This window comes from Methylobacterium sp. UNC378MF (genome assembly GCF_900103195.1).
Lineage (GTDB): Bacteria > Pseudomonadota > Alphaproteobacteria > Rhizobiales > Beijerinckiaceae > Methylobacterium.
Map to the genome: position 1 here is coordinate 91,244 of NZ_FMWU01000004.1, position 23,703 is coordinate 114,946.

Annotated in this window: 18 protein-coding genes; 10 read left to right on the forward strand and 8 right to left on the reverse strand. The window is 69.6% G+C overall.

Going from position 1 to position 23,703, the window contains the following annotated elements; genetic code table 11:
* Complete coding sequence (locus BLT59_RS05555; protein ID WP_091777325.1) at positions 1-918, reverse strand: hypothetical protein; 918 nt, start codon at positions 916-918, stop codon at positions 1-3.
* Positions 919-1,071: 153 nt separating this feature from the next.
* Between BLT59_RS05555 and BLT59_RS05560 the strand changes: the two genes are divergently transcribed.
* From BLT59_RS05560 to BLT59_RS05575, 4 genes are all read left to right on the forward strand, one after another.
* Positions 1,072-1,635, forward strand: a complete 564-nt coding sequence (locus tag BLT59_RS05560) for a nitroreductase family protein (protein ID WP_091777327.1) — start codon at positions 1,072-1,074, stop codon at positions 1,633-1,635.
* Between the two features lie 11 nt (positions 1,636-1,646).
* On the forward strand, positions 1,647-2,276 hold the full coding sequence (locus BLT59_RS05565; RefSeq protein WP_091777329.1) for a flavin reductase family protein: 630 nt from the start codon (positions 1,647-1,649) through the stop codon (positions 2,274-2,276).
* A gap of 90 nt (positions 2,277-2,366) precedes the next feature.
* The gene (locus BLT59_RS05570) at positions 2,367-3,452 is read left to right on the forward strand and encodes a lytic transglycosylase (RefSeq protein WP_091777331.1); all 1,086 of its coding nucleotides are present in this window, start codon (positions 2,367-2,369) and stop codon (positions 3,450-3,452) included.
* Positions 3,449-4,954: a DUF2336 domain-containing protein gene (locus tag BLT59_RS05575; RefSeq protein WP_091777333.1), complete on the forward strand. Its 1,506-nt coding sequence runs from the start codon at positions 3,449-3,451 to the stop codon at positions 4,952-4,954. The genes BLT59_RS05570 and BLT59_RS05575 overlap by 4 nt, the downstream gene beginning before the upstream one ends.
* 169 nt (positions 4,955-5,123) lie before the next feature.
* On the opposite strand, the gene BLT59_RS05580 is transcribed toward BLT59_RS05575, so the two are convergent.
* Entirely contained in the window at positions 5,124-8,855 is a 3,732-nt protein-coding gene (locus BLT59_RS05580) for a vitamin B12-dependent ribonucleotide reductase (RefSeq protein WP_091777335.1), read from the reverse strand.
* Positions 8,856-9,370: 515 nt separating this feature from the next.
* Between BLT59_RS05580 and BLT59_RS05585 the strand changes: the two genes are divergently transcribed.
* Together BLT59_RS05585 and BLT59_RS05590 are read left to right on the forward strand one after the other, a co-directional pair.
* The gene (locus BLT59_RS05585; protein WP_091777337.1) at positions 9,371-9,787 is read left to right on the forward strand and encodes an NADH:ubiquinone oxidoreductase subunit NDUFA12; all 417 of its coding nucleotides are present in this window, start codon (positions 9,371-9,373) and stop codon (positions 9,785-9,787) included.
* Positions 9,788-9,915: 128 nt separating this feature from the next.
* On the forward strand, positions 9,916-10,572 hold the full coding sequence (locus BLT59_RS05590) for a DUF2155 domain-containing protein (protein WP_091777339.1): 657 nt from the start codon (positions 9,916-9,918) through the stop codon (positions 10,570-10,572).
* Between the two features lie 86 nt (positions 10,573-10,658).
* Here the strand turns inward: BLT59_RS05590 and BLT59_RS05595 are convergent, their stop codons facing one another.
* Positions 10,659-11,720 carry a polysaccharide deacetylase family protein gene (locus tag BLT59_RS05595; RefSeq protein WP_091777341.1) on the reverse strand — a complete coding sequence of 354 codons (1,062 nt, stop codon included), beginning with the start codon at positions 11,718-11,720 and terminating at the stop codon, positions 10,659-10,661.
* Positions 11,721-11,956: 236 nt separating this feature from the next.
* Between BLT59_RS05595 and BLT59_RS05600 the strand changes: the two genes are divergently transcribed.
* The gene (locus BLT59_RS05600; protein ID WP_091777343.1) at positions 11,957-13,141 is read left to right on the forward strand and encodes a GNAT family N-acetyltransferase; all 1,185 of its coding nucleotides are present in this window, start codon (positions 11,957-11,959) and stop codon (positions 13,139-13,141) included.
* 12 nt (positions 13,142-13,153) lie between these two features.
* Here the strand turns inward: BLT59_RS05600 and BLT59_RS05605 are convergent, their stop codons facing one another.
* A complete protein-coding gene (locus tag BLT59_RS05605; protein WP_091777345.1) occupies positions 13,154-15,373 on the reverse strand; it encodes a GumC family protein in 2,220 nt (739 codons plus the stop codon).
* A 189-nt stretch (positions 15,374-15,562) separates the two neighbouring features.
* Between BLT59_RS05605 and BLT59_RS05610 the strand changes: the two genes are divergently transcribed.
* Positions 15,563-16,141 (forward strand): polysaccharide biosynthesis/export family protein, encoded by a 579-nt coding sequence (locus tag BLT59_RS05610; RefSeq protein ID WP_173009199.1) that lies wholly within the window; start codon positions 15,563-15,565, stop codon positions 16,139-16,141.
* A gap of 10 nt (positions 16,142-16,151) precedes the next feature.
* Here BLT59_RS05610 and BLT59_RS05615 read toward each other — a convergent pair whose 3' ends face one another.
* Both BLT59_RS05615 and BLT59_RS05620 read right to left on the reverse strand, forming a co-directional pair.
* Complete coding sequence (locus BLT59_RS05615; protein WP_091777348.1) at positions 16,152-16,799, reverse strand: hypothetical protein; 648 nt, start codon at positions 16,797-16,799, stop codon at positions 16,152-16,154.
* A 174-nt stretch (positions 16,800-16,973) separates the two neighbouring features.
* Positions 16,974-17,222, reverse strand: a complete 249-nt coding sequence (locus BLT59_RS05620; RefSeq protein WP_091777350.1) for a hypothetical protein — start codon at positions 17,220-17,222, stop codon at positions 16,974-16,976.
* A 269-nt stretch (positions 17,223-17,491) separates the two neighbouring features.
* On the opposite strand from BLT59_RS05620, the gene BLT59_RS05625 reads away from it, so the two are divergent.
* Entirely contained in the window at positions 17,492-17,710 is a 219-nt protein-coding gene (locus BLT59_RS05625) for a hypothetical protein (RefSeq protein ID WP_091777352.1), read from the forward strand.
* Between the two features lie 19 nt (positions 17,711-17,729).
* Here the strand turns inward: BLT59_RS05625 and BLT59_RS05630 are convergent, their stop codons facing one another.
* Both BLT59_RS05630 and BLT59_RS05635 read right to left on the reverse strand, forming a co-directional pair.
* A complete protein-coding gene (locus BLT59_RS05630) occupies positions 17,730-18,785 on the reverse strand; it encodes a hypothetical protein (protein ID WP_091777354.1) in 1,056 nt (351 codons plus the stop codon).
* Positions 18,786-18,813: 28 nt separating this feature from the next.
* A complete protein-coding gene (locus BLT59_RS05635; protein WP_091777356.1) occupies positions 18,814-21,834 on the reverse strand; it encodes a penicillin-binding protein 1A in 3,021 nt (1,006 codons plus the stop codon).
* Positions 21,835-21,986: 152 nt separating this feature from the next.
* On the opposite strand from BLT59_RS05635, the gene BLT59_RS05640 reads away from it, so the two are divergent.
* The gene (locus tag BLT59_RS05640; protein WP_091777358.1) at positions 21,987-23,654 is read left to right on the forward strand and encodes an alpha-amylase family protein; all 1,668 of its coding nucleotides are present in this window, start codon (positions 21,987-21,989) and stop codon (positions 23,652-23,654) included.
* The last annotated feature ends 49 nt before the right edge of the window (positions 23,655-23,703 follow it).

Below are 23,703 nucleotides of genomic sequence, written 5' to 3' on the forward strand. Positions count from 1 at the left end.
TCAGCCCGCCTTGGCCACCACCTCGATATCGCGGTCGAGGCCGCTCTCGACCTTGAACTCGCGGGTGTAGACCTGCCCGTCGTGGCGAGCGATCAGCACGTAATCGCCCTCCGCGAGGGTCACCTGCGGGAACGCGCCGATGGCCTCGCGGATCGTGTCGCCACCGGGCGTGAGGACCGAGAAGGCCGTGCCGGCGAAGGCCTCGGCACCGGGAGCCGCGACGAGCTTCAGCGTCACCGTCGCGGCCCGGTGGTTGAGGGTCGCCTCCGTCACCTTGCCGTTCTCGACCCGCAGATCCGCGCGCTGGATCGCGTTCGATTCCCCGTAGGTCGAGACCACGTGGTACGTGCCCTCCGGCAGGCGCAGCAGCTCGCCGGTCTTGATCCCCGAGCGGACGAGCCGCCCCTCGGAATTGGTCCCCACCGGCACGAAGACCGAGAACATCACCTGACCGGGCGGGATCTTCTGGTCGCCGACGGCGCCCGCGAGCATCAGGGCGCCGGCGGCCACCCGCAGCGTGTCGGAGGTCGGCTGGCCCCCCATCACGATGCGCTTCGACGCGCTGGCGAAGCCGTAGGTCACCGTGGCCACGTAGGCGCCGGGGGCCAGGGTGAAATGCGGCTCGGCCTCGCTCGAACGACCGACGATCGACGGACGCGTGCCGTCGCCGCGATCCTCGTAGATCCGCCACGCCAGGCCCTGGCGCAGGGGCGTGCCCGGCCCCGACAGGAGCGCCGACAGCGACAGCTGCGCCTCCGGTTCGGCCGGCGGCAGGGCGGGCGGCAGGTTCGGGGAGGTGATCGACGGCGAGGGGAGGGCGCCCCCGAGCCGGTTCTGGAACGGATCCTGCTGCGCGGATGCGGGCGGCAGGCCGGCGGCGAGCATCGCCAGCGCGGTTGCGGCAAGCCTCATGCGCATCGGTTGGCCCCTCTCGACCCTTCGCTCCGGTCCGGACGCCGGATCGTCCGGACGGGGCTCTGACCCCGGACCATGGCGGCGGCAAGGCCGCTCTTCCACCGGCGCCCCCCGCATGCCACATGCCCGTCGGGACGCGATACCGGGACGGAGCGCATGACCGCCACCCTCGACCTCCTGAAGACCCGCCGCTCGGTGCCGCCGGCGCTGCTGGACGAGCCCGGACCGGATCGGGCGCAACTCGACACCTTCCTCAGCGCGGCCTCCCGCGTGCCCGACCACGGCAAGCTGGCACCCTGGCGCTTCATCGTCATCGCCGGCGAGGCCCGGGCGCGGGTGGGCGAGATCATCGCCGCGGCCTTCGCGGCGGACAATCCCGGCGCCGCGCCCGAGCGGCTCGCGCAGGAACGCGCACGCCTGTCGCATGCGCCGGTCGCCGTGGCGGTGGTCTCGCGGGCCGGGCCGCACGTCAAGATTCCGGAATGGGAGCAGGTGCTCTCCGCCGGGGCCGCCACCATGAACCTCGTGATCGCGGCGAATGCCGCCGGCTTCGCGACCTCCTGGCTCACCGAATGGTTCGCCTATGACCGCCGCGTCCTCGACGCGCTGGGCTTGGCGCCCACCGAGAAGCTGGCGGGCTTCGTGCATATAGGCCGGGCACGCGAGGTGCCCTCCGACCGGCCCCGGCCGGCGCTCGACGAGATCGTCACCTACCTCTGAAGGGACCGGCCGTGCATTACGATCTCGATCTGCCGCGGGAGGCTCGCGCCCTCCCGCACAACCCGCTCAAGGCGATCGTCGCCCCCCGACCGATCGGCTGGATCAGCGCCATGAACCGTGCGGGCGCGCTGAACCTGGCGCCCTACTCGTTCTTCAATGCCGTGGCCGACAACATGGTCGCGTTCTCGTCGACAGGCCGCAAGGACGCGATGACCTTCGCCGAGGAGGGCCGGGAATTCGTCTGCAGCCTCGCCACCTGGGACCTGCGCGACGGGATGAACGATTCCTCGGCGCCGCTGCCGCGCGGAACGAGCGAATTCGCCTTCGCGAACCTGGAAACCGCGCCCTCGCACAAGGTCCGGCCGCCGCGGGTGGCCGCCTCGCCGGCGGCACTCGAATGCCGCTGGCTGCAGACGGTGCCGCTGGTCCCCCTCGAAGGCGGCGAGGCCGAGAACTTCCTGGTGATCGGGCAGGTCGTGTCGATCTACGTCGACGAGCGCTTCGTGACGGACGGGAAGGTCGATACGGCGGCGATGCATCCGATCATGCGCGGTGGATATTTCGACTACTTCCACGCCACCGCCGACACCCGGTTCCAGATGCGCCGGCCGAAGGGCGCGGGAGAGTTCACCGGGTCCTGAAACAGGATCCGGATCGGCCCGGCCGATTGAGGACTTGTTTACCATAGCGGGCGCAGGTTTGGCTGGTCTCCAGCCCCCGTGCGCGCCCGGATGTTCCTGTTCACCACGCCCTCGAGCCCTCCGGAGAGCCCGCCGCCCCAGGCGCGAGCCCTGCCGGGCACGGCCGCCTCGGGTCCGGTGGTCCAGGCGATCCGGGACGGTGCCACGGCGAGCGGTGTCGGCTTCGACTATCTCCTCGCGACGGCGCGGCGCGAATCCGCCCTCGATCCCGCCGCCAAGGCCGGGACCTCCTCGGCCACCGGTCTGTTCCAGTTCATCGAGCAGACCTGGCTCGGCGTGATGAAGAATGCCGGGCCGAAGCTCGGCCTGCAGACGCAGGCGGATGCCATCACCCGGCAGCCGGACGGCACCTACACGGTGCCCGACGCGAGCCAGCGGCAGGCGATCCTCGATCTTCGCCGCGATCCGAAGATTTCCGCGACGCTGGCCGGTGCCCTGACCCAGCAGAATGCCGACGCCCTCACGAGCGCCCTCGGCCGCGAGCCGACAGCTGGCGATCTCTACGCGGCGCACGTGCTGGGCGCGAAGGGCGCGGCGTCCCTGATCTCGACGGCCCGGGCCTTCCCGGAACGCGCCGCCGCCCTCGACCTGCCGGAGGCAGCTTCCGCCAACCGCGCGCTGTTCTACGATCGCGCCGGCCGGCCGCGCAGCGCCGCCGAACTCTATGCCAGCCTCGCGGCGGCGGCCCAGGGTGCAGCCGCCACCGACCTTACCGGCCTGCGCCAGGACGGCGCCGCCGTGCCGCAGGCCGTCTCGGCCTATGCCAGCGCCGCGACCGCCTTCGGCGGGACCTCGGACCTGCGCTCCCTGTTCCAGACGGATCAGCGCGGCGCGGCCTCGGACGCCGCAGCCCGACTCTGGCAGGCGCGCAACAGCGCCGCGCCGTCCCAGCACGCGGCGCCGACCTATTTCCCGCGCTCCGATGCGCAGACGGCTCCGCCCGCGGCCGTTCCGGAGCCCACCGTCACGGGCACCCTTCCCGAGCCGGCGGCGACGCCGCCGGGCATTGCCCTCCTCAATCCGCCGCTGCCGCCCCGCCGACCGGCGGAACTCGCGGCCGCAGCGTCCATGTCCGGCAACAGGACCAGCCTGTTCGCCCCCCGGAGCGGTCGATGATCATCCGCGAGTTTCTGGCCTGGACGCAGAACGCCTCGGCCGAAGGTCGTGCCGAGGCGACCGCGGCGCTGGCACGGACCTACCTGTACGGCGATCTCGGCGCCGACGCGGCGTGGGAGGCCAAGACCGCGCTGCTCGCACTCCTCGACGACCCATCACCCCTGGTCCGCCGGGCGCTTGCCGAGACCTGCGCCGCCTCGGCACGGACACCGCGCCCCCTGGTCGTCGCCCTGTCCTGCGATGTCCCGGAAGTGGCGCGACCGGTGCTCGCGCGCTCCCCGGTCCTGACCGATGCCGACCTCGTGGACGCCGCCGCCCTCGGCGACGAGGCCACCCGCGCGGTAATCGCGGCCCGGCACCACCTGTCGCACGCGGTCGCGGGCGCCCTGGCCGAGATCGGCGAGACCGACACGCTGGTCGTGCTCGCGGCCAATCCGACGGCGAAGATCACCGCGGGCCGGATGCTGCGCATGATCGAGCGCCGCGGCGACGAGGCCGCCCTGCGCGAGGCATTCCTCGCCCGCGCCGACCTGCCGCCGGAGGTGCGCCACGCCCTCGGGATCGCGGTGGCGCGGGCCCTCACGGATTTCGTCACCGATCGCGGCTGGCTCGGCGCCGAGCGCTGCGACCGGATGAGCCGCGAGGCCGGGGAGCGGGTGGCGCTGGAGGCCTGCGAGGGCTTCGGCGCGGCCGCCGTGACGCGGCTGGTGACGCATCTGCGCACCACCCGCCAGCTGACCGCCGGCCTGATCCTGCGCGCCATGCTCTCCGGGCGGACCGATTTCGCCCTGGCCGCACTGGCGGACCTGTCGGGGCAGGACCATGCCGCCGTCGGCCGCGCCATGCGCGCGCCGCGGCTCTTTGCCGATCTGCACGCCCGGGCGGGCCTGCCCGACGCGCTCCTGCCGCCGATGCAGGCGGCGCTCTCTGCCCGGCAGGAACTTGCCCGCGGCGCGGTCCCCGTGCACGGGACGGGCCTGTCGCGGCGGATCATCGCGTGCGCCATCGACGCCTGCGGCGACCCGTCGGATCCGCAGATGCATCCGGTCATCACGCTGCTCAATCGCTACGAGGCCGAGGCGGCCCGCGACGAGGCCCGCGAGATCGCCCGCGCCATCGCCGCACAGGCTCTGGCCCGGGAGACAGCCCGCCGCGAGGCCGAGGCCGCCGATGCAGCATGGCGCGCCGCCCTGGAAAGCCAGCGCCGGACCGCCTTCGCGCCCGTGACCGATGAACCCATCCTCGTCGCAATCGCGGACACCGCAGAGGCGCCGGACGCGACGCTGCTCAACCCGGTCGGCGCGATCCTCGATGCGCTGCCGGAGCAGATCCTGGCCTGGTACCGGCCCGAAGAGCTGCACCCCGAGGTCCAGGCCGCCACGGATCGCGTGCTCGACGGCCTCGGCGACAGCCTCTTGGATCATTTCCGCGCCAGCCACGGACGCGCCGCGCCGCAGCCGGACGAAGCGGCCATCGAGAAACCGGTGAGCATCGCCGCCTGATCGCGGACGGGCGGGGAGACAGGAGACGGATCTGTCTTGGCCTCGCCCGGCCGGCAGATCCGGGAGGAGGCCGACAGGATCAACGGTCCAAAAGGTTCGGGCCCGAGATCCGTGGATCTTGGGCCCGACCGTGTCGCGCGAATTCAGGTGAACCGGTTCGTCGATCGGCCTACGAGCAGCCGGTCGTGGACCCGCAGGTATCGCATTTCAGGCAGGTGCCGTTGCGGACCAGCGTGAAGTTCGCGCATTCGGGGCAAGCCTCACCGACATAGCCCTTCATCTTCGCCTCGGCGCGGCGGTCGGCGACGCTCCGCTCCGCCTTGGCGAAGGGCAGGGTGTCGGCGATCGTCTCGGCTTGACCGGCGGTCGCCGGCTCGGCCTTGAGTGCCGTGCTGCCGCGGATCGCGTGGACCGTGCCGCCGGCAGGCGCCGACTGTCCGGCGCTCGCCGCCCCGACGCCCAGGGCCGCACCGGCCGGGCCACCCTGGATCAGGGTCAGACGGTCGGCCGAGCCACGCAGCAGGCCGCGGGAGACGACCGAGGAGGCCGGCGCGGGCTTCGGTCCCTCGCGGGTCGTGTCGCCGCTCTCGCCGCCGCCGATCACCGTGCCGCCGATCTCGGCGGGGCTGACATGGGCGAGGTCGGCGCGGCCGAGATACGAGACCGCCAGCTCGCGGAACACGTAGTCGAGGAGCGAGGTCGCGTTCTTGATCGCGTCGTTGCCCTGGACGAAGCCGGCCGGCTCGAACCGCGTGAAGGTGAAGGCCTCCACGTATTCCTCCAGCGGCACGCCGTACTGGAGGCCGAGCGAGATCGCGATGGCGAAGTTGTTCATCAGGCTCCGGAAGGTCGCGCCCTCCTTGTGCATGTCGATGAAGATCTCGCCGAGGCGGCCGTCGTCGTACTCGCCGGTGCGCAGGTAGACCTTGTGGCCGCCCACTACCGCCTTCTGGGTGTAGCCCTTCCGGCGGGTCGGCAGCTTCTCGCGGGAGCGGATCCGCTCCACCCGCTCGATCACCCGCTCGACGATCTTCTCCGCCACCGCGGCGGCCTTGGCGGCGGCCGGCGCCTGGATCAGCGCCTCGATCCCCTCGTCCGCCTCGTCGTCCTCATCCGCGATGAGGGCCGAGTTGAGCGGCTGCGACAGCTTGGAGCCGTCGCGGTAAAGGGCGTTCGCCTTGAGGGCGAGGCGCCAGGACAGCAGATAGGCCGCCTTGCAATCCTCCACCGTGGCGTCGTTCGGCATGTTGATGGTCTTGGAGATCGCGCCCGAGATGAAGGGCTGCGCCGCCGCCATCATGCGGATGTGGCTCTCCACCGAGAGGTAGCGCTTGCCGATCCGGCCGCAGGGATTGGCGCAGTCGAAGACGGGGTAGTGCTCGACCTTGAGGAAGGGTGCGCCCTCCAGCGTCATCGCTCCGCAGATATGCGTGTTGGCGGCCTCGATCTCCTTCTTCGAGAAGCCGAGGAACGGCAGCAGCTCGAAGGTCGGATCCGACAGCTTCTCGGCCGGGACCTTCAGCGTCTGGATGAGGAAATCGTCACCGAGCGTCCAGCGGTTGAACACGAACTTGATGTCGAAGGCCGACTTCAGTCCCTTCTCGACGGCCGCGATCTTCTCGTCCGAAAACCCCTTGGCGCGGAGCGTCGTCGGGTTGATCCCCGGCGCCTGACCCATGGAGCCGTGGCCGACCGCGTAGGCCTCGATCTCGGCGATCTCGGATTCGCGGTAGCCCAGCGCCCGGAGGGCGTCCGGCGCGGCCTGGTTGATGATCTTGAAGTACCCGCCGCCGGCGAGCTTCTTGAACTTCACCAGGGCGAAATCGGGCTCGATGCCGGTGGTGTCGCAATCCATCACGAGCCCGATCGTGCCGGTCGGCGCGATCACGGTGGCCTGCGCGTTGCGGTAGCCGTGCTCCTCGCCGAGCTTCAGCGCCCGGTCCCAGGCGGCCCGGGCGTGGGCGCCGAGATCGGCCTGCGGGATGTTGGCGTGGTCGAGGGCGACCGGCGCGACGTTGAGGAACTCGTAGCCCTCGGCCTCGCCATGCGCCGCCCGGCGATGATTGCGGATGACCCGCAGCATCGCGTCGGCATTCTCGTCGTAGGCCGGGAAGGTGCCGAGTTCCGCCGCCATCTCGGCCGAGGTGGCGTAGGCGACACCGGTCATGATCGCGGTGAGCGCGCCGGCGAGAGCCCGGCCCGCGTCGGAATCGTAGGGGAGGCCCATGGTCATCAGGAGGCCGCCGATATTGGCGTAGCCGAGACCGAGCGTCCGGTAGCGGTAGGAGAGTTCCGCGATCTCCTTCGACGGGAACTGCGCCATCATCACGGAGATCTCGAGCACCACCGTCCAGAGCCGGTTGAGGTGCTCGAACGCCTCCACGTCGAACCGCTTGGTCTCCCGGTCGTACATCGTCAGTAGGTTCGCCGAGGCGAGATTGCAGGCGGTGTCGTCGAGGAACATGTACTCGGAGCACGGGTTCGAGGCCCGGATCCGCCCGCCCGCCGGGCAGGTGTGCCAGTCGTTCATCGTGGTATTGAAGTGCAGGCCGGGATCCGCCGAGGCCCAGGCCGCCTCGCCGATCCGCTCCCACAGGTCGCGGGCCTTCAGGGTCTTGGTGACCTTGCCGGTGGTGCGGGCCTGGAGGGCCCAGTCGGCATCCGCCTCGACGGCGCGCAGGAAGTCGTCGGTCAGCGAGACCGAATTGTTGGAATTCTGGCCGGCAACCGTGAGGTAGGCCTCCGAATCCCAGTCGGTGTCGTAGACGGGGAATTCGATCTTGGTGAAGCCCTGGCGGGCGAACTGCACGACCCGCTTGATGTAGGCGTCCGGCACCGAGGACCGGCGGGCGGCCTTGATCTCACGCTTGAGGGCCGGGTTGCGCTCGGGGTCGAAGCAGGCATCGCCCTCGGCCTCGCACTGGGTGCAGGCCTTCATCACCAGGTTCAGATGCTTGGAGACGACCTTCGAGCCGGTCACCAGCGCGGCGACCTTCTGCTCCTCCTTCACCTTCCAGTCGATGAAGGACTCGATATCCGGGTGGTCGATGTCGACGATCACCATCTTGGCGGCGCGCCGCGTGGTGCCGCCCGACTTGATCGCGCCGGCCGCCCGGTCACCGATCTTCAGGAAGCTCATCAGGCCCGACGACTTGCCGCCGCCGCCGAGCTTCTCGTTCTCGCCGCGCAGCATCGAGAAGTTCGAGCCGGTGCCCGAGCCGTACTTGAACAGGCGCGCCTCGCGCACCCACAGATCCATGATGCCGCCCTCGTTGACGAGATCGTCCTGGACCGACTGGATGAAGCAGGCATGCGGCTGCGGATGCTCGTAGGCCGAGGCGGACTTCGTCAGCACGCCGGTCTGCGGGTCGCAGTAATAGTGGCCCTGGCTCGGGCCATCGATGCCGTAGGCCCAGTGGAGGCCGGTGTTGAACCATTGCGGCGAGTTGGGCGCCACCATCTGGCCGGCGAGCATGAAGCGCAGCTCGTCGAGAAAGGCGGAGGCGTCCTCCTCCGACGAGAAGTAGCCGCCCTTCCAGCCCCAATAGGTCCAGCAGCCGGCGAGCCGATCGAAGACCTGCGTGGCGGACGTCTCCGAGACGAAGCGCTCCTCCTCGGGGAGTTCGGCGAGCGCCGCATCGTCGGGGATCGAGCGCCAGAGGAAGGAGGGGACCGCGTTCTCCTCGACCTTGCGGAGCCGGGCCGGGACGCCCGCCTTGCGGAAATACTTTTGCGCGAGCACGTCGCTCGCCACCTGGCTCCAGCTCTCCGGCACGTCGATACCGTCGAGGCGGAACACCACCGACCCGTCCGGATTGCGGATCTCGCTCAGCGCCTTGCGGAACGGGATTCCGGCGTAGGGCGATTGTCCGGCCGTGGTGTAGCGACGCTCGAACCGCATGAAACACACCTCTCCCGACGGGACACGACGGTCCCGGCCCCGCGCGACGCGGGGTCTGTGCCCGATGGTGGGATTCGCGTCCGATCACGCCCGGCAGAGGGACGTGCCTCGGTTTCGCGAATGAAATCCTGGAACGGTCACCCCTGTTCAACGCACCACAATCAGGGGGCGCGACCGATGCAGGGAGATTACCGCCGCCTTCACTCTCACGTCAACAAGTGGTGTTCGGCGGCCTTGTTCCCCGCTAGATGTTGTGCCGGCTCGCAAAAGCCTGTGGATATCGCCCGGGTGCGGGATAAGTGTCCTTCCGGCTTTCCAGAATCGGATCGGGAAAATTTTAGATTCACAACCCTAGGAAGCGGGGTCGGCGGCCTGTCGGAACCGGCGGCCGAAAGCGCCGGCGGAGCGTGGCCGCGCAGCGACACTTCCGTCATCCGGCTGGACTCGCACGCGCGCGGTCACCATAACGGCGCCGAGAAGCGCCCTCGCGGCGCGGCACGATTCCGGGACCGGCGATGGCGCTGAAGGACACTTTGCTGCGCATCTTCACGTGGTGGAACGGCCAGACCGTCTCCGTCGCGCTCCAGACCGCGCGCACCGGCATCTTCGTCGGCGAGGACGAGTTCGGGAACAAGTACTACAAGGCGGAAGGAGCCCTGATTGATCGTTCGGTCGGCTCGGAGCGCCGCTGGGTGGTCTACAACGGTTACGCCGACGCCTCGAAGGTGCCGCCCGGCTGGCGTGGCTGGCTCTGCCACAACGTGGACCTCGCTCCGAGCGAGGAGAACTACCAGCCGCGCGCGTGGCAGAAGCCGCATATCGAGAACCAGACCGGCACGCCGAACGCGTACAGGCCGGCGGGTTCGCAGCTCTCCTGGGGCCAGCGGCCGGCGGCGACGGGCGACTACGTCTCCTGGACACCGGGCGAGTAGATCAACGGTCCCACGCGGGCCCGGCGCCCTTTTGCCGCCACCGTTCCATTGTTCATGGCGGGCCAATCCCGATTGTCCGCCGCGCACCTGACGGCGCGGCCGGCCACCCTCGTCTAGGGGTCCGAGCCTTGAGCCGCTTCACCGCCTTCGTACGCCGCGTGCTCGCCCCGAGCCTCGTGCTCGCCGTCTGCGCCAGCCCCGCCGCCGCCGACAAGATCAAGAACCCGACCGCGGTCTTCTCCGGCCTCGACAAGATCACCGGCCGGATCGTCAACTTCGAGGTCGCGGTCGATGAGACCGTCCAGTTCGGCGCGCTGCAGCTCACCCCGCGGGTCTGCTACACGCGGCCACCGACCGAGAGCGCCAAGACCACGGCCTTCCTCGAGGTCGACGAGGTCACCCTCGACAACAAGTACCGGCGGATCTTCACCGGCTGGATGTTCGCCGCCAGCCCCGGCCTGCACGCGATCGAGCATCCGATCTACGACGTGTGGCTGGTCGACTGCAAAGGCGGCAGCGACGTGATCGCCGAGGCCAAGGAGCAGGAGGACATCCCGGCGGTCGCGGCCAAGCCCGAGAAGGCCAAGCGGCCCGGAAAGGACGCCACCAAGACCGCGCAGCAGATCAACGCCGCCGGTCAGGTGGATGTGGAGGCGCCGCGCGGCGTGCCGGTCCAGCCCCGCCAGAAGCCCTCGCGCAAGTTCTTCCCGTCGAACGAGGGCCCGGCGCCGGCTCCGCCGCCGCAGCAGCAGCCGCAGAACCTGTTCGACGCGCTGTTCCGCTGACGCCTCTCCCGACCGAGACGCAGAGCGGCGCGGGCTGAGGCCGCGCGTCGTGGAAGACGCCGTTGCTTGCGAGACAGGACCTCGCCTCAGGCGACGTTGAGGCGGCGCCCGCGATTCCAGGCGAGGAACGGGACGCCGGAGAGCAGCCCGGCGAGCGCCGCACGCGTCTGATGGCATCCATTCACCGACACCCGGGGGAGAGCCTGCAGGTGGTCGGCATGCTCGGCGAACAGGTGGCCGGGTCGCGTGGTGACAGCGGTCGCGAAACCCATGTCCCGCGCCAGGGCGAATTCCCGCGGGCCGGCGGAGGTCGCGTCCCCCACCGGATAGGAGAGGTGCCGCACCGGTCGCCCGAGCTCCGCCTCGATCCGCGCGCGCCCGCCGGCGATCTCGCGCGCGGCGCAGGTGGCGTCGTGCTTGGCCAGCATCGGGTGGCTGACCGTGTGCGCGCCGATGGTGACCGCAGGGTCGGACGCGAGGTCGCGCAGTTCCGCCCAGGACAGGCACAAGTCGGCGGCCACGCGACCCGGCGGGAAGCCGGCTTGCCGGCAGAGGTCGGCGATCCGGTCGAGGAGGTCTTCTTCGCCGCCGCGGCGCAGGTCGCGATACAGGGCTTCGAAGGCCAGAGCCTTCTCCTGCGGACTGCGCGCCGGGAGGTCGAAGCTCCGCGTGCCGATCGCGATCCGCACCCGGTCCAGGTGCGCGATCGCCCGCTCCAGCTCGATCCACCAGAGACGGCCGGCCTGATCGGCGAAGCCGCTGGTCACGAACAGCGTCCAGGGCGCGCCGTGGCGGGCCAGCACCGGCCGGGCATGCACGACGTTGTCGCGGTAGCCGTCATCGAAGGTCAGGACCGCGAAGGGCGGCCCGTAATCCGGCTCGGCCAGACGCTCCGGCACGGAATCCAGGCCGATGATCTCGAAGCCGCGGGCATCGAGTTCGCGCAGGGTCAGGTCCAGGAATTCGGGCGTGATGCCGAGCAGGCGGTTCGGCGCGAAGGCCGGCACCGGCGCCGGGCTGACATGGTGAAAGGTGAGGATCACGCCGAGGCCGCGGGCCGCAGGGCCGAGCCAGCGATCCGCTCCGAGCGCCTGAATCGCGCGAAAGCCGGACGCGAAGACCCGATGCTTGGCACGCGACGACAGCATGGCCCTGAACCGTTCGGGCCCCGAAGCCCATGTCGGCACAGCCTTGGCGCGGCACGGTAAACAAATCCGCAATTGCCCCCTGGCGGACGACAAGCAAGCGTTAGCCACGACTGTTTTTTGCCGCACCATACCGGGCCGCGATCACTCCATCGGCGGTTGCAGTGACGGGCTGTTCAGTCGCCTGCCCCAGGGTTCGTGGGGGACGGGATCATGAGCGGTCTTCGGGAGATCGGAACATGGCGGTCGGTGTCCAGGTGGCGGGAACGGACATGGTCGATTCGCGCAGCGCCAGAGGGCTTGTCGCGGAGGTCATCCCCGATCTGGCGGCGGCCGAGCCGCTCTGGCGCCGTCTCGAATCCGATCCGGTCAGCCTCGCGACGCCCTATCAGCGGTTCGACTGGATCAGCGCCTACCTGCAGGCGACGGGGCAGGTCGCGAGCACGCGCATCGTGGTGCTGCGGGAGGCGGACGGGCGGGCGCGCATCCTGATCCCGGTCACGGTGCAGCGGGAACGCGGGCTCCGCATCGCGCGGACGGTCGGCGACACCCATGCCAATTATCATCTGCCGCTCTTCGCCACCCGCGACGCGGCGGCCATCGCACCCGGCCGCGTCGTCGCGGCCCTGATCCGCGCCGGCCGGGCAGAGGGGCTCGACGCCTTCGCGCTGAAGCATCAGCCCCGGATGTGGGATGGGGCGGCGAACCCGCTCGCCGAAACCGGCGAGCCGGAAGCCAGTGACGCCTACGGTCTCATGCTCGGGCCGGACCCGGAAGCGACCGTGCGCCGGGTGTTCAGCGCCGATGCCCGCAAGAAGCTCCGCTCCAAGGAGAAGCGCCTCGTCGAGGCGCACGGGCCGCTCACCTACCGCCGCGCCGAGACGTCCGAGGAGGCGGCCCGATTGCTGGCGGCGTTCTACGCGCAGAAATCGGCTCGCTTCGCCGGCATGGGCGTCGCCGACCCTTACGCCGATCCCGGTATCCGCGCCTTCCTGGCGGCGGCTTCGGCCGGGCCGGAACCCGCAGTTGAACTGCACGCCCTCTGTCTTTCCGAGAGCGGGCGCGTCCTGGCGACCTTCGGCGGCGCGGTCAGCGACGGTCGCTTCAGCGGCATGATGACGGCGTTCGACGGCGACCCCGAGGTCGCCCGCTTCAGCCCCGGAGACCTGCTGCTGCAGCATCTGGTGCGCGAGCAGACGGCGCGGGGCCGGCAGGGCTTCGACCTCGGCGTCGGAGAGGCGCGCTACAAGGCCAGTATCTGCGACGAGACGATCAGCCTCGTCGAAACGATCATTCCGGTGACCCTCCGGGGCCGGGCCTATGCGGCCGTGCGGCGCGGCCTGACGCGCACGAAGCGGCGCATCAAGCGCGACCCGCGCCTCTACGCGGTCCTGAAGCGGCTCCGCACCCTGCGCCGGTCGTGAGCGGCGCGTCGTCTAGGCGGCGTTGAGGCGCAGTTCCAGCCGGGCGTCCTGGACGTCCGAGAGAGCCGGACGATCCTGTGCCACCAGGATCTGCCCCGCACCGGCGTCCTGAGCCAGGGCATAAAGATCGGCCAGCGCCGGATCCTCGGCATCCGCGTTCGAGGCGATGACGACGCTGTCCATGAAGCTCGCGACGAGTTCGAGCAGATCGACGGCCCCCGGGGCTGCGTAGAGCCGGCAGAGCACCCAATCGTAGGCCTCGGTCATCGCCTCGAAGGTCAGCGCCAAAGCATCCGGCTCGTCGAACAGGATCGCCGGATCCTGCAGGCCGGCCTCGATCCGATGCTGACCGCTGTCCCGACGGGCCTGGATCACATCCAGGAAGGCGGCATCGCCGGCAATGAGGTCGGAGAAGCCCAGCCGCCCGGTCCCGTCCTTCGGCCTGTTCAGGTCCACGGTGACGAGGCTCCCCTCACGGCCGAGGGCGCGGGCCAGGGCCTCGGGAAGCGTCGTCGCGCCAAGCCGCTCCTCGGTCTCGACGACCAGGATCCGGCGACCGGCGCGCACGTCCGCGTCGCGGGGCGCCGCGGCAATCCGCGCGACGAGCGGCGCGAGGTCGAACGCGTCGGCGGCGCGGCCCGGGGCCGTCGCGGCAAGCGCAGTCGCGGCGATGGGGGCGGCCTCCGGTGCCGCGGGCCAGCGCGTCGCCGGCGTGGCCTCCGGGAACGTGAAGGCCGGCCGGTCGAGCACCGGCTCGCGGCGGCGGCGATCATCCGCCGGATCGCCATCGCGGTCGCCGCCGGCCCGGCCGGATTCGGCCAGCAAGGCGCTGGCGATGACGCCGCCGACGGAGAGCATGAGCGTCAGCAGCGTCGCGAAAGCCACAATCGGCAGCTTCTTCGGGAAGGACGGCACTTCGGGCGTCACCGCCCGCGACACGATGCGGGCATCGGCGGGCGTCGCGGCCTCGCCGTCGCGCGCCGCTGCCTCCCTGTAACGGCCGAGATAGGATTCGAGCTGCTCGCGCTGCGCCTTCGCCTCGCGCTCCAGCGCCCGGAGCTGGATCTCGCTGGCATTGCCGCGCACGACGACGTCCTGCTGACCGTCCACCGCGCCCTGCAGGCTCTCGACCCGGGCCCCGGCGATCTTGGCGTCGTTCTCCATGGTCCGCACGACGCGCTCAGCCGAGGCCTTGATCTGTGCGTCGAGATCCTCGAGCTGGGCGTTGAGTTCCTTGATCCGGGGATGGGCCGGGAGAAGCGTGCGCGATTCCATGGCGAGCTGCGCGCGCACCGCGATGCGGTTCTCGACGATCCGCCGGATGACCTCGTTGTTGGCCACGTCCGGGATCTCGAAGGCGCGTCCGTCCTTGATCAGGTCCTTGATGGCCTTCACCTTGCCGTCGAGGTCGGCTTTCAGGCTACGCGCCACGGAGAGCTGGCTCGACAGCTCGCCGAGTTGCTGCGCGTTGAGCGGCCGGCCGGTGGCGCCGGTGCTGCCCACGAGACCGTTCTTGGCGCGGAACGCCTCGACCTTCGCCTCGGCTTCGGCGACGCGCTTGCGCAGCCCGTCGATATTGCCGCCGAGCCAGGTGGAGGCGTAGCGGGCCGTGTCGACCTTGTCGGCTTCGAGCGAGCCGATATAGAGTTTCGCGATGGTGTTGGCCGCCTCGGCAGCGAGGTTCGGGTCCTTCGCGCGGAACTCGATCGTCAGGATTCGCGACTTGCCGGCGGGATAGACCAGCAGGTGGTCGAAATAGGCGTCGAGAACCCGGTCCTCGGCGGGGCGATCCAGGGGGTTGGCGCCGATGCCGAGCATCATCAGCACGCGCTGCACCGGACCGATGCTCCCCGCTCCGGGGTCGAACTCGGGATTGCCGACGAGCTTGAGCCGGCGGATCGCCTCGCGGGCGAGATCCCGGGACATCACCACCTGCACTTGGCTGGCCACGGCCTGCTCGTCGATCGGCGTGAGCTGATCGGCGCGCTCCTGCGCGGTGCGGGCGAAGGCCGGATCGCGGCTCTCCAGCAGCACCTTCGCCTCGCCGGTGTAGCGGGGGCTGACCACGTTGACGAAAACGCTCGCGCCCAAAGCGACCACGAGGGTCGGGCCGAGGATCCAGCCGATCGAGCGCCGCAGGATCCGGGGCAGCTGCGCGAGACCGAGGCTCTCCTCGGCGCGCGGCTGAGATCCGGGCACGGCGTAGGTCGAGCGGTGACGGATCGTGGACATGCGGACGCTCTGAACGCGGAGACGAACCGGTCCGGCATTACTGCCGTCCCACCGCTATTAGTGGATGTTAAGGTTGCTCAAGCGTTAAGGCGCGTGCGGCCCGCTGAGCTGGCAGGCCGGCCGCGGCGATGATCAAGTTTCATTAACCTTAACGGCCTAGTTCAAGCCGCAACTGCATCCATGACGGCGATGGTGATGAACCGGCGCGCTTTGCTCCTCGCACTCGGCTCGACTCTGGCGCTCGGCGGCTGCTTGCGACCGAGCTTCCGCACCGACCAGCTCGATGCCACCGGCACCGGCTCGATCGCGGCCCGCTACACGCTGGCGGCGGGCGACAAGCTGCGGGTGATCGTTTTCGGACAGGACAACCTGTCGAATATTTACGCCGTCGATGGCGGCGGTCGCATCGCCATGCCGCTGATCGGGACCGTGCAGGTCGGTGGTCAGACGACGGCCCAGGCGGCCAAGGCGATTGAGGCCAAGCTGGCCTCCGGATTCGTGCGCGAGCCGCACGTCACCGTGGAGGTGGACGCGTATCGGCCCTTCTACATCCTCGGGGAAGTCACCACCTCCGGTCAGTACCCGTTCGTGAACGGCATGACCGTGGAGACGGCAGTGGCGATCGCCGCTGGCTTTGGCCCCCGCGCGGCCAGGGATTATGCCATCCTGACCCGTGACGCCGGTGGATCGCTGGTTTCGGGAATCGTGCCGATGACCTACGCGGTCCGCCCGGGCGACACGATCGTCATCAAGGAACGCTTCTTCTGAGCGGTTACGGTCATTGCCCGCTCTGCCACGGGTTGATGATCCGCATGGCAGTCCTCTGGGCAGGGATCGGTGTCGCCACCTCCGGCATCGGCTGCTTGGCGCGCGCCAGCATCCGCCGAGCCTCCTGCCCGGGCAGGGCACCCACGGGCGTGAACAGGCCGGCCAGGACCTTGCGGGTGCCCCGGCTGACGAAACGCGAGTTCTGGACCGGCTCGAAATCCCGGATCGCGTGACGCTTGTCGGGATTTCCGGTGAAGACCCGGGCGCCGGAATTCAGGACGACGATGTCGCCGGGCCGCAGCGTCTCGTCCTTCAGGAGCGCCGCCGTCGCGCCGGCTTTCATGTCGAGGGGCGTCTGGCGCTCGCTGATTTCCCGCTCCTTAATACGGATCTTCACCGGAAGCGCCGCGTAGCGGGTCTGGAAGCGCCGACGCGCGGCTCCGAGCCGCGGAGTCGCATGCCGACCGAAGACGCGGTTCTCGAAGGTGCGGGCTTGCGCCGGTGCAGGCTGGGCCTGCTGGGCCTGCTGGGCTGGCGGACGGGCACCGAACAGCATTTCGAGGAAGCCGAGCTCGGCCGCCTGGGCGCGGATCGCCGTGCCGGCGAGAAGGCCGCCAGCCGTCATGACGGCGAGCAGACAGCTCGTGCGAAGCCTCATAGGACCCTCCGGAAGCGACGCCCGACGTGAGCATCCGACCCTCAACCGCAAGGCGTACTGGAGGGTTCCGGATGATTTACGATCTGCTTAGAGACGGCGCCCACTACCGAAACTGTGCGGTATTCGACAACATAGCCGGTGGCGATGTTACCGTTCAGGCGCATGAGGATTCGGTCAGCCCGGGGCGGACTGCTCGCCCTCGCCGATGCAATCAAGGGCGCGCTCTACGGCACTCACGGCATCCAGAAGATGCTGGACCGTCCGCTCGACTTCGAGGGCGGGCCGCCCCATGGCGGCGGCCCGGGCGCTCACATCCTCGAGCTGGTCCAAGAGGGCGAGAAGATCGCCGGCTACGGTCACGACCTCGCAACGGGCGAGGCGGGTCACGGTCGGGCGCGGACGGAAGGGCAAGACGTTGCTCATTGCGGAGGGTTGTCGCCCGAAACCGTCTGGATTCGCCAGGGGGAACGCGCCGCGCTCAACATGATTGGCCGGCCGTATCCGCTGCAAACCGGGCGTGTGGTGGATTTTCCGTGGCCGCTGCGCATCGGAGGCGGCAGAACGGATTTACACGTTGCGCGCGACCTTGACGGACACGCCTGTGGGCTGACCATGCCGCGACATCCCTCGTCTGGGCCTCGTCCGGCTGAAGCCGGTTCGACGTCCGGCCCCGGCAGGCTTCAGGATTCGCGATGCGCTTGACCCTTCTCGCCCTTTCCGCCCTGGCTCTCGGCGGCCTGTGCGCCTGCACGACCAGCGACGGGCCGGATTCCCGCAGCGGGCTCGCCGAGAGCTTCAACCTCGACAATTACCGGGCTTCCGGCAACACCAACGGCACCCAGACCCGCCGGGACGTGAACCGCGCCTATACCCAGCCGACCCTGCCGACGATCGGCAACCGCGGGATGTGACCCCCGCGGCCATGCCGCGTCACCGCTTGGCGAGCGCGTCCGCGAAGGCGGCAATCCGGTTGCGGGCATAGACCGGCAGCCCGGCGCTGATCGAGTTGCCGGTATTGAAGCTGGAATTGCCCATCAGCACCTGGGCGGGCAGCAGGTTCTTCAGAACCGGAACACGGGCGTACTCGGCCTTTCGATCGAGGACATCACCCTTGATGGCGAGCGCCATGTAGGTGGTGACCACCGTCTTGGTCGGATCGTTCGGCATGGGCTGGAACACGGCCAGGAATTTGCCGAAGCGCAGGATCTGGTTAACCCAGAAGATCGTCTGTTCCAGCCCGCCTGTGACGGTGGTGTCGATCTTGGTGAGCGCCTTGAGCGGGACGCCCTGGTCCGGCCCGAGCACCCGCAGCTCACTCTGGAACGAGACGAACTCGGCGATCTTCTTTGCCGACCCGTCCTCCAGCTTGTTGGCGAGCTTCACCCCGAGCGGCAGCTTGCCCTCGAGGTCGTAGCGCGACTCGATGCAGGCGCCTTCGCCCTCGCACCACGGCCGGTCGGGACGCTTGGCGAAGGCGGCAGCGGGATCCTTGTTGGGGGTCACATCGGCGGCCGCGATGGCGCGGTGCTTGATCGCCGGATCCATCTTCTGAACGAAGGCGAGGTTGGCGAAGGCCAGGAGGTCGATCGCCTCGGGCGGCCGCGGGACCACGAAGCGCCCTTCGGCGACATAGACCTTGAGCGTTTCGTGCCGGGGCTTCGTCACGCCGTTCACCGTGACCGTATAATCCGGCTCCTTGTAGCCGGGATAGGGAGCGAGCGCGGCCGCCTCGGCGGGCCGCGCCTTCTGCCAGTCGAGATACGGGATCAGGCCGTTCTCGGGCGCCGACGGGTTGTCGCGGTGGTCGGTGAACAGGATCTGACCCGGCTTGATCGCGGCCGGATCGACAGCCGTGACCGAGGGCACATCCTTGACCCGCTCGGGTGCCGGCGCCGTGTTGGCGGCGGGTGTCTGAGCGCGCGCCGGCATGGCCGGGAGCGTGGCCGTGATGGCGGCCGCAAGGGCGGCAGAGAACTGCTGACGCAACGGGATTCTCATCTGTCGGGGAGGGCAGTCAGTAACCGGGGTCTTCGCCGAACAGGTAGTCCGGATCGCGGCGGCGCGGCCGGCGCACGTCGTCATCCCCGCCGAAGGGCGAACGGCTGGTCTGACCGGGCCAGGGCTTGTAGGGATCCTCGCCGGTGAGATCCATATCGCCCTGCGCGCGGCGGCTGCGCGGCGCCGGTCGCTCGCCGAACGGGTCCAGGAAGTCGGCCCGCGGCCGCTCGCCGGTCATGTTGCCGTAATAGTCGCCGGCCACGCTCGCGCCGTCGTCGCCCGCGAGGTCGCCGTCCTCGGCGTCGGGCCGCATGGCGTAGAGCGTCTCGCGCGGCACGAGGCGGTATTGCGTGTCGGCCATGCGACCGTCACCGCTGGTGCGGAAATGCTCGAGGAAGGCGCCGCCTGCGACCCGCACGCCGCTGCGCGGATCGATCGGGAGATCGGCTATGAAGGGCCGCGCCTCGGAGGAGGGGCCCCGCAGCGGCGTCTTGCCGATGCCGTTGGCCCAGGCCGATTGCAGGATCGCCGCGGCGATCGGCACCGAGACGTGGCCGCCGGTCTGGCCGCGGCCGAGGGTCTTACGGGTGCCGTCGGCGTTGTCGTAGCCGACCCAGACAATCACGGAGATCTCGTTAGTCAGGCCGGCGAACCAGGCGTCGTTCTCGTTCTCCGAGGTGCCGGTCTTGCCGGCCACGTAGGCAGAGACCTTCGACAGCGCTGCCGCGGTGCCGTGCTGGGTGACGCCCTGCAGCATGGTCTTGAGCTGGTAGAAGGCCACACGGTCCGCCGAAGCGATGCGCACCGGCTCCTTGGCGGCGCGCGCGTAGAGCGGCTTGCCGTCCCGCTCGACGGATTCGAGCGCGTAGGGTGCCGGTCGCGCGCCCTCGTTGGCAACCGCCGCGTAAAAGCCCGCGAGATCGAGCATCCGCACCGGCTGCGCGCCGAGCACGAAGGGGTAATAGGGTTCGCACTCCGCATAAATCTGTGCCTCGAGGGCGATGTCGCAGACCCGCTTCAGGCTCGCCGGCGCCTTTGGGGCGATCCCGCCCTGGAGCAGGCGGGCGGTGACGAGGTTCTTCGAGAATTCGAGGCCGCGCCGCAGGGTGGTGGGGCCGGACCCGCCGCCCTCGTAGTTCTTCGGCGTCCAGGAATCGCCGGTCCCGCCGATCGGCGGCAGTGTGACGGCCGAATCCATCACCAGGGTGTTCGGCTGCAGGCCGGCATTGAGCGCCGCGAGGTAGGTCAGCGGCTTCAGGGTCGAGCCGGGCTGGCGCACCGTCTGGGTGACGCGGTTGAGCTGGCTCAACGGGTAGGAGAAGCCGCCGGCCATCGCGAGGATCCGGCCGGTCTGGTTCTCCAGCACCAGCGCCGCGCCCTGGACGGTGGGGCGCACGCGGATCTGCGCGCGCAGGCCACCCTTGCCCGAAGCGACCTTCACGCGGATCACGTCGTAGAGCTGCAGCTTGCTCCGGGCGATGCCGGGGTCGAGGAGAGCGGTGCGGCCGTCGGAGAGACCGACCTTCATGCCGCCGCGCCCTGTCTCCAGCACCACCGCCATCGGCCAGTGGACGTCGTAGAGGACGGGGCGGGCGCTCTCCAGCGCCAGGAGCCAGGCCGGCTTCTTCTGGGGCGCAGCCGCGACTTTCTCGCCACGACGGGCCTTCGCGTCGGGCCGAGGCGGTTCCGTCCGTGCCCCGGTGACCGCGGGCGCGGCCTGGGCGGCCCCTTCCGGCGCCGGGGTCGCGGCCTGGATCCGGCGGATGCTGTCGGCGAGGTTGAGTTCGGGCCCTGTGAACACCTGACGGCCGGTGGAGCGCTCGTAATTGGCGAGACCGTCCTGAAGCGCCTCCTCGACACCGCGCTGCAGGCCCGCATTGATCGTCGACCGGACGGTCAGCGAGCCGGAGGTCAGGGACTCCACTCCCGCGAAGGTGCGCGCCTCGCGGTTGAGGAAATCCACCACGTAGAAGCCGGAATCGCGCCGCGCGGTCTCGATCGGTTTCAGCCCGAGATCGACCTTGATCGCCGCGGCCATCTCGGATTCCGTGATGGCGCCCTCTTCCTTGAGGCGGGCCAGCACGTAGGCGCGCCGCTCGCGCGCCCGGTCCGGGTACTTGTCGGGGCTGTAGAAGTTCGGCCCCTTGGGCATGCCGGCGAGCAACGCCGCCTCCGGCAGGGTGAGCTGCCCGACCGGCTTCCCGAAATAGCTCTGCGCCGCCATCTCGATGCCGTAGGCGCCGCGGCCGAGATAGATGCCGTTGAGGTAGAGGCCGAGAATCTGCGGCTTCGTGAGAATCCGCTCCAGGCGCGACGCGACGATCATCTCGCGGATCTTGCGCTCGTAGGTGACGTCGTCGCCCACTGAGAGATTCTTGACCACCTGCTGGGTGATGGTCGAGCCGCCGGCCGGCCGGCCAGGCGAGGCCAGGTTGGCGATGAAGGCGCGGATCACGCCGCGCTCGTCGATGCCGTGATGGGTCTCGAAACGCTTGTCCTCGGCGGCGATGAACGCCTTCTGCACGAGGGCCGGGATGGAGGTGATCGGCACGACGATCCGACGGCCGTTCGCCTCGGAGGCTTCGGCAAAGGGTTTGCCGGCGCCGTCGAGAATCCGCGTCATGCCCGGCAGCGCCTTGTCGCGCAGGGCCTCGGCGCTGGGCAGGTCCTTGGTGGCGTTGTCGTAGAATTCGATCACCGCCTTGGCGTCGAACGGCGAGTTCGCCGGGTTCTCACCCTTGCAGAACTGCTTGTAGCTCGTATTCAGCTCGTTCAGGTCGAGCCCGTGGAGGATCTTCGGCGCGGCCGGACCGGCGACGGTCGACGGATCCTCCATGGCGGTGGTGATCAGCTCGTCGAGATTGATGTCCTCGATGTCGAAGGCCTTGCGCATATGGGCGCAGCCGTCGCGCAGGAGCCGCACCACTTCGGGCCCGTCCGTGGCGGGATCGAACCGCGTCCGGACCGCATCCGGCCGGGTCGTGACCTGGCTCAGCGTCAGGGCGGTCGCGAACAGCTTGATCAGAATGGCGTTCATACGGGCCGGGATCGGGGGACGCGACGGGGTGCGGACCTTTCGGGTGCGCGCCTGAACAGGGCGTGCACAACGCGGCTGATTTAAGGAGATTCCGAACGGCAACGCTTTGGCCGGGTCCCACGTTCGTGAGGCGTGACGACGCCGGGGGGCTCATGATCAACGACCTGTGGTACAAGAACGCGATCATCTATTGTCTGTCCGTCGGCACCTTCATGGATGCCAACGGAGACGGAATCGGTGACTTCGCCGGCCTGGAGCGCCGGCTGGACTACATCCAGGGCCTGGGCGCCACCGCGATCTGGCTGATGCCCTTCCAGCCCTCGCCCAAGAAGGACGGCGGCTACGACATCGCCGACTATTACGGCGTCGATCCGGATTACGGCTCGCTCGGCGACTTCGTCGCCTTCACCCACGCTGCCAAGCAGCGGGGCCTGCGCGTCCTCATCGACCTCGTGGTCAACCACACCTCGGATCAGCACCCGTGGTTCCGGTCGGCCCGGTCCGACCCGGACTCGCCTTTCCGCAACTGGTACGTCTGGTCGAAGGATCGGCCGGCCACCGCCGACGAGGGCATGGTCTTCCCCGGCGTGCAGAAGACCACCTGGACCTACGATTCGAAAGCGAAGGCCTGGTACTTCCACCGCTTCTTCAACTTCCAGCCGGATCTCAACACCGCCAATCCGGAGGTGGTGGCCGAGATCCTGAAGATCATGGGCTTCTGGATCCAGCTCGGCGTCTCCGGCTTCCGCATGGACGCGGTGCCGTTCGTCATCGCCGAGAAGGGCGCCCATGTCGGCGGCAAGCCCCGCGAGCAATTCGAGATGCTGCGCGACCTGCGCGAGTTTCTCCAGTGGCGCCAGGGCGACGCCATCATCCTGGCCGAGGCCAACATCCTGCCGAAACAGGACCTCGACTATTTCGGCGACGACGCCGATCGCATGCACATGATGTTCAACTTCCAGGTCAATCAGGCGACCTTCTACGCGCTGGCGGCCCATGACGCGCGGCCCCTGGTCAAGGCGATCGAGCAGACGAAGCCCCGCCCGCTCTCCTGCCAGTGGGGCATCTTCCTGCGGAACCACGACGAGCTCGACCTGGGACGCCTGACCGGCAAGCAGCGCCAGGCCGTGTTCGACGCCTTCGGGCCCGAGAAGGGGATGCAGCTCTACGACCGCGGCATCCGCCGCCGCTTCGCGCCGATGCTGGCGGGCGATCCGCGCCGCATCCGGCTCGCCTACTCCTTGATGTTCACGCTCCCGGGCACGCCGGTCCTGCGCTACGGAGACGAGATCGGCATGGGCGACGAGTTGGCGTTGCCGGAGCGCGACTGCGCCCGCACGCCGATGCAGTGGACGAGCGAGCACAACGGCGGCTTCTCGACGGCCCAGCGAACCGTGCTCCCGCTCATCGACCACGGGCCTTACGGCTACACGCACGTGAACGTCGCCGACCAGCGCCACGAGGCGGGCTCGCTGCTCAACTGGATGCAGAGCATGATCCGGCAGCGCAAGGAGGTCCCGGAGATCGGCTGGGGCGACGTCGTCGCGATGGAGACGGAGCGCCCCACGGTCCTGGCGCTGCGCTACGCTTGGCGCGGCAACGCAGTCCTCTGCGTCCACAATCTCGCGCCGGAGCCCGTCGAGGTCGCGATGGCGTCCGGATCCGACGATCCGGAGCACGACATCCTCGTCGACGTGCTCACCGGCTCGCGCAGCGAGGTCGGCGACGACGGCCGCCACTGCCTGTTCCTGGAAGGATACGGCTATCACTGGTTCCGCGTCGGCGGGCTCGACGCGCTGCTGAAGCGGAGGCCGGCGTGAGGAAAACCGGCGCCCGGCTCGCCCTCGGCCGGCGAAGACGGTAGGACAC

What these genes read in the sequence shown, in the direction of transcription:
- BLT59_RS05635 (WP_091777356.1), bottom strand. Translation starts at nt 21,834, where the DNA reads ATGAACGCCATTCTGATCAAGCTGTTCGCGACCGCCCTGACGCTGAGC.
- BLT59_RS05560 (WP_091777327.1), top strand. Translation starts at nt 1,072, where the DNA reads ATGACCGCCACCCTCGACCTCCTGAAGACCCGCCGCTCGGTGCCGCCG.
- BLT59_RS05615 (WP_091777348.1), bottom strand. Translation starts at nt 16,799, where the DNA reads ATGAGGCTTCGCACGAGCTGTCTGCTCGCCGTCATGACGGCTGGCGGC.
- BLT59_RS05575 (WP_091777333.1), top strand. Translation starts at nt 3,449, where the DNA reads ATGATCATCCGCGAGTTTCTGGCCTGGACGCAGAACGCCTCGGCCGAA.
- BLT59_RS05640 (WP_091777358.1), top strand. Translation starts at nt 21,987, where the DNA reads ATGATCAACGACCTGTGGTACAAGAACGCGATCATCTATTGTCTGTCC.
- BLT59_RS05625 (WP_091777352.1), top strand. Translation starts at nt 17,492, where the DNA reads ATGCGCTTGACCCTTCTCGCCCTTTCCGCCCTGGCTCTCGGCGGCCTG.
- BLT59_RS05580 (WP_091777335.1), bottom strand. Translation starts at nt 8,855, where the DNA reads ATGCGGTTCGAGCGTCGCTACACCACGGCCGGACAATCGCCCTACGCC.
- BLT59_RS05585 (WP_091777337.1), top strand. Translation starts at nt 9,371, where the DNA reads ATGGCGCTGAAGGACACTTTGCTGCGCATCTTCACGTGGTGGAACGGC.
- BLT59_RS05595 (WP_091777341.1), bottom strand. Translation starts at nt 11,720, where the DNA reads ATGCTGTCGTCGCGTGCCAAGCATCGGGTCTTCGCGTCCGGCTTTCGC.
- BLT59_RS05605 (WP_091777345.1), bottom strand. Translation starts at nt 15,373, where the DNA reads ATGTCCACGATCCGTCACCGCTCGACCTACGCCGTGCCCGGATCTCAG.
- BLT59_RS05555 (WP_091777325.1), bottom strand. Translation starts at nt 918, where the DNA reads ATGCGCATGAGGCTTGCCGCAACCGCGCTGGCGATGCTCGCCGCCGGC.
- BLT59_RS05570 (WP_091777331.1), top strand. Translation starts at nt 2,367, where the DNA reads ATGTTCCTGTTCACCACGCCCTCGAGCCCTCCGGAGAGCCCGCCGCCC.
- BLT59_RS05610 (WP_173009199.1), top strand. Translation starts at nt 15,563, where the DNA reads ATGGTGATGAACCGGCGCGCTTTGCTCCTCGCACTCGGCTCGACTCTG.
- BLT59_RS05620 (WP_091777350.1), bottom strand. Translation starts at nt 17,222, where the DNA reads ATGAGCAACGTCTTGCCCTTCCGTCCGCGCCCGACCGTGACCCGCCTC.
- BLT59_RS05600 (WP_091777343.1), top strand. Translation starts at nt 11,957, where the DNA reads ATGGCGGTCGGTGTCCAGGTGGCGGGAACGGACATGGTCGATTCGCGC.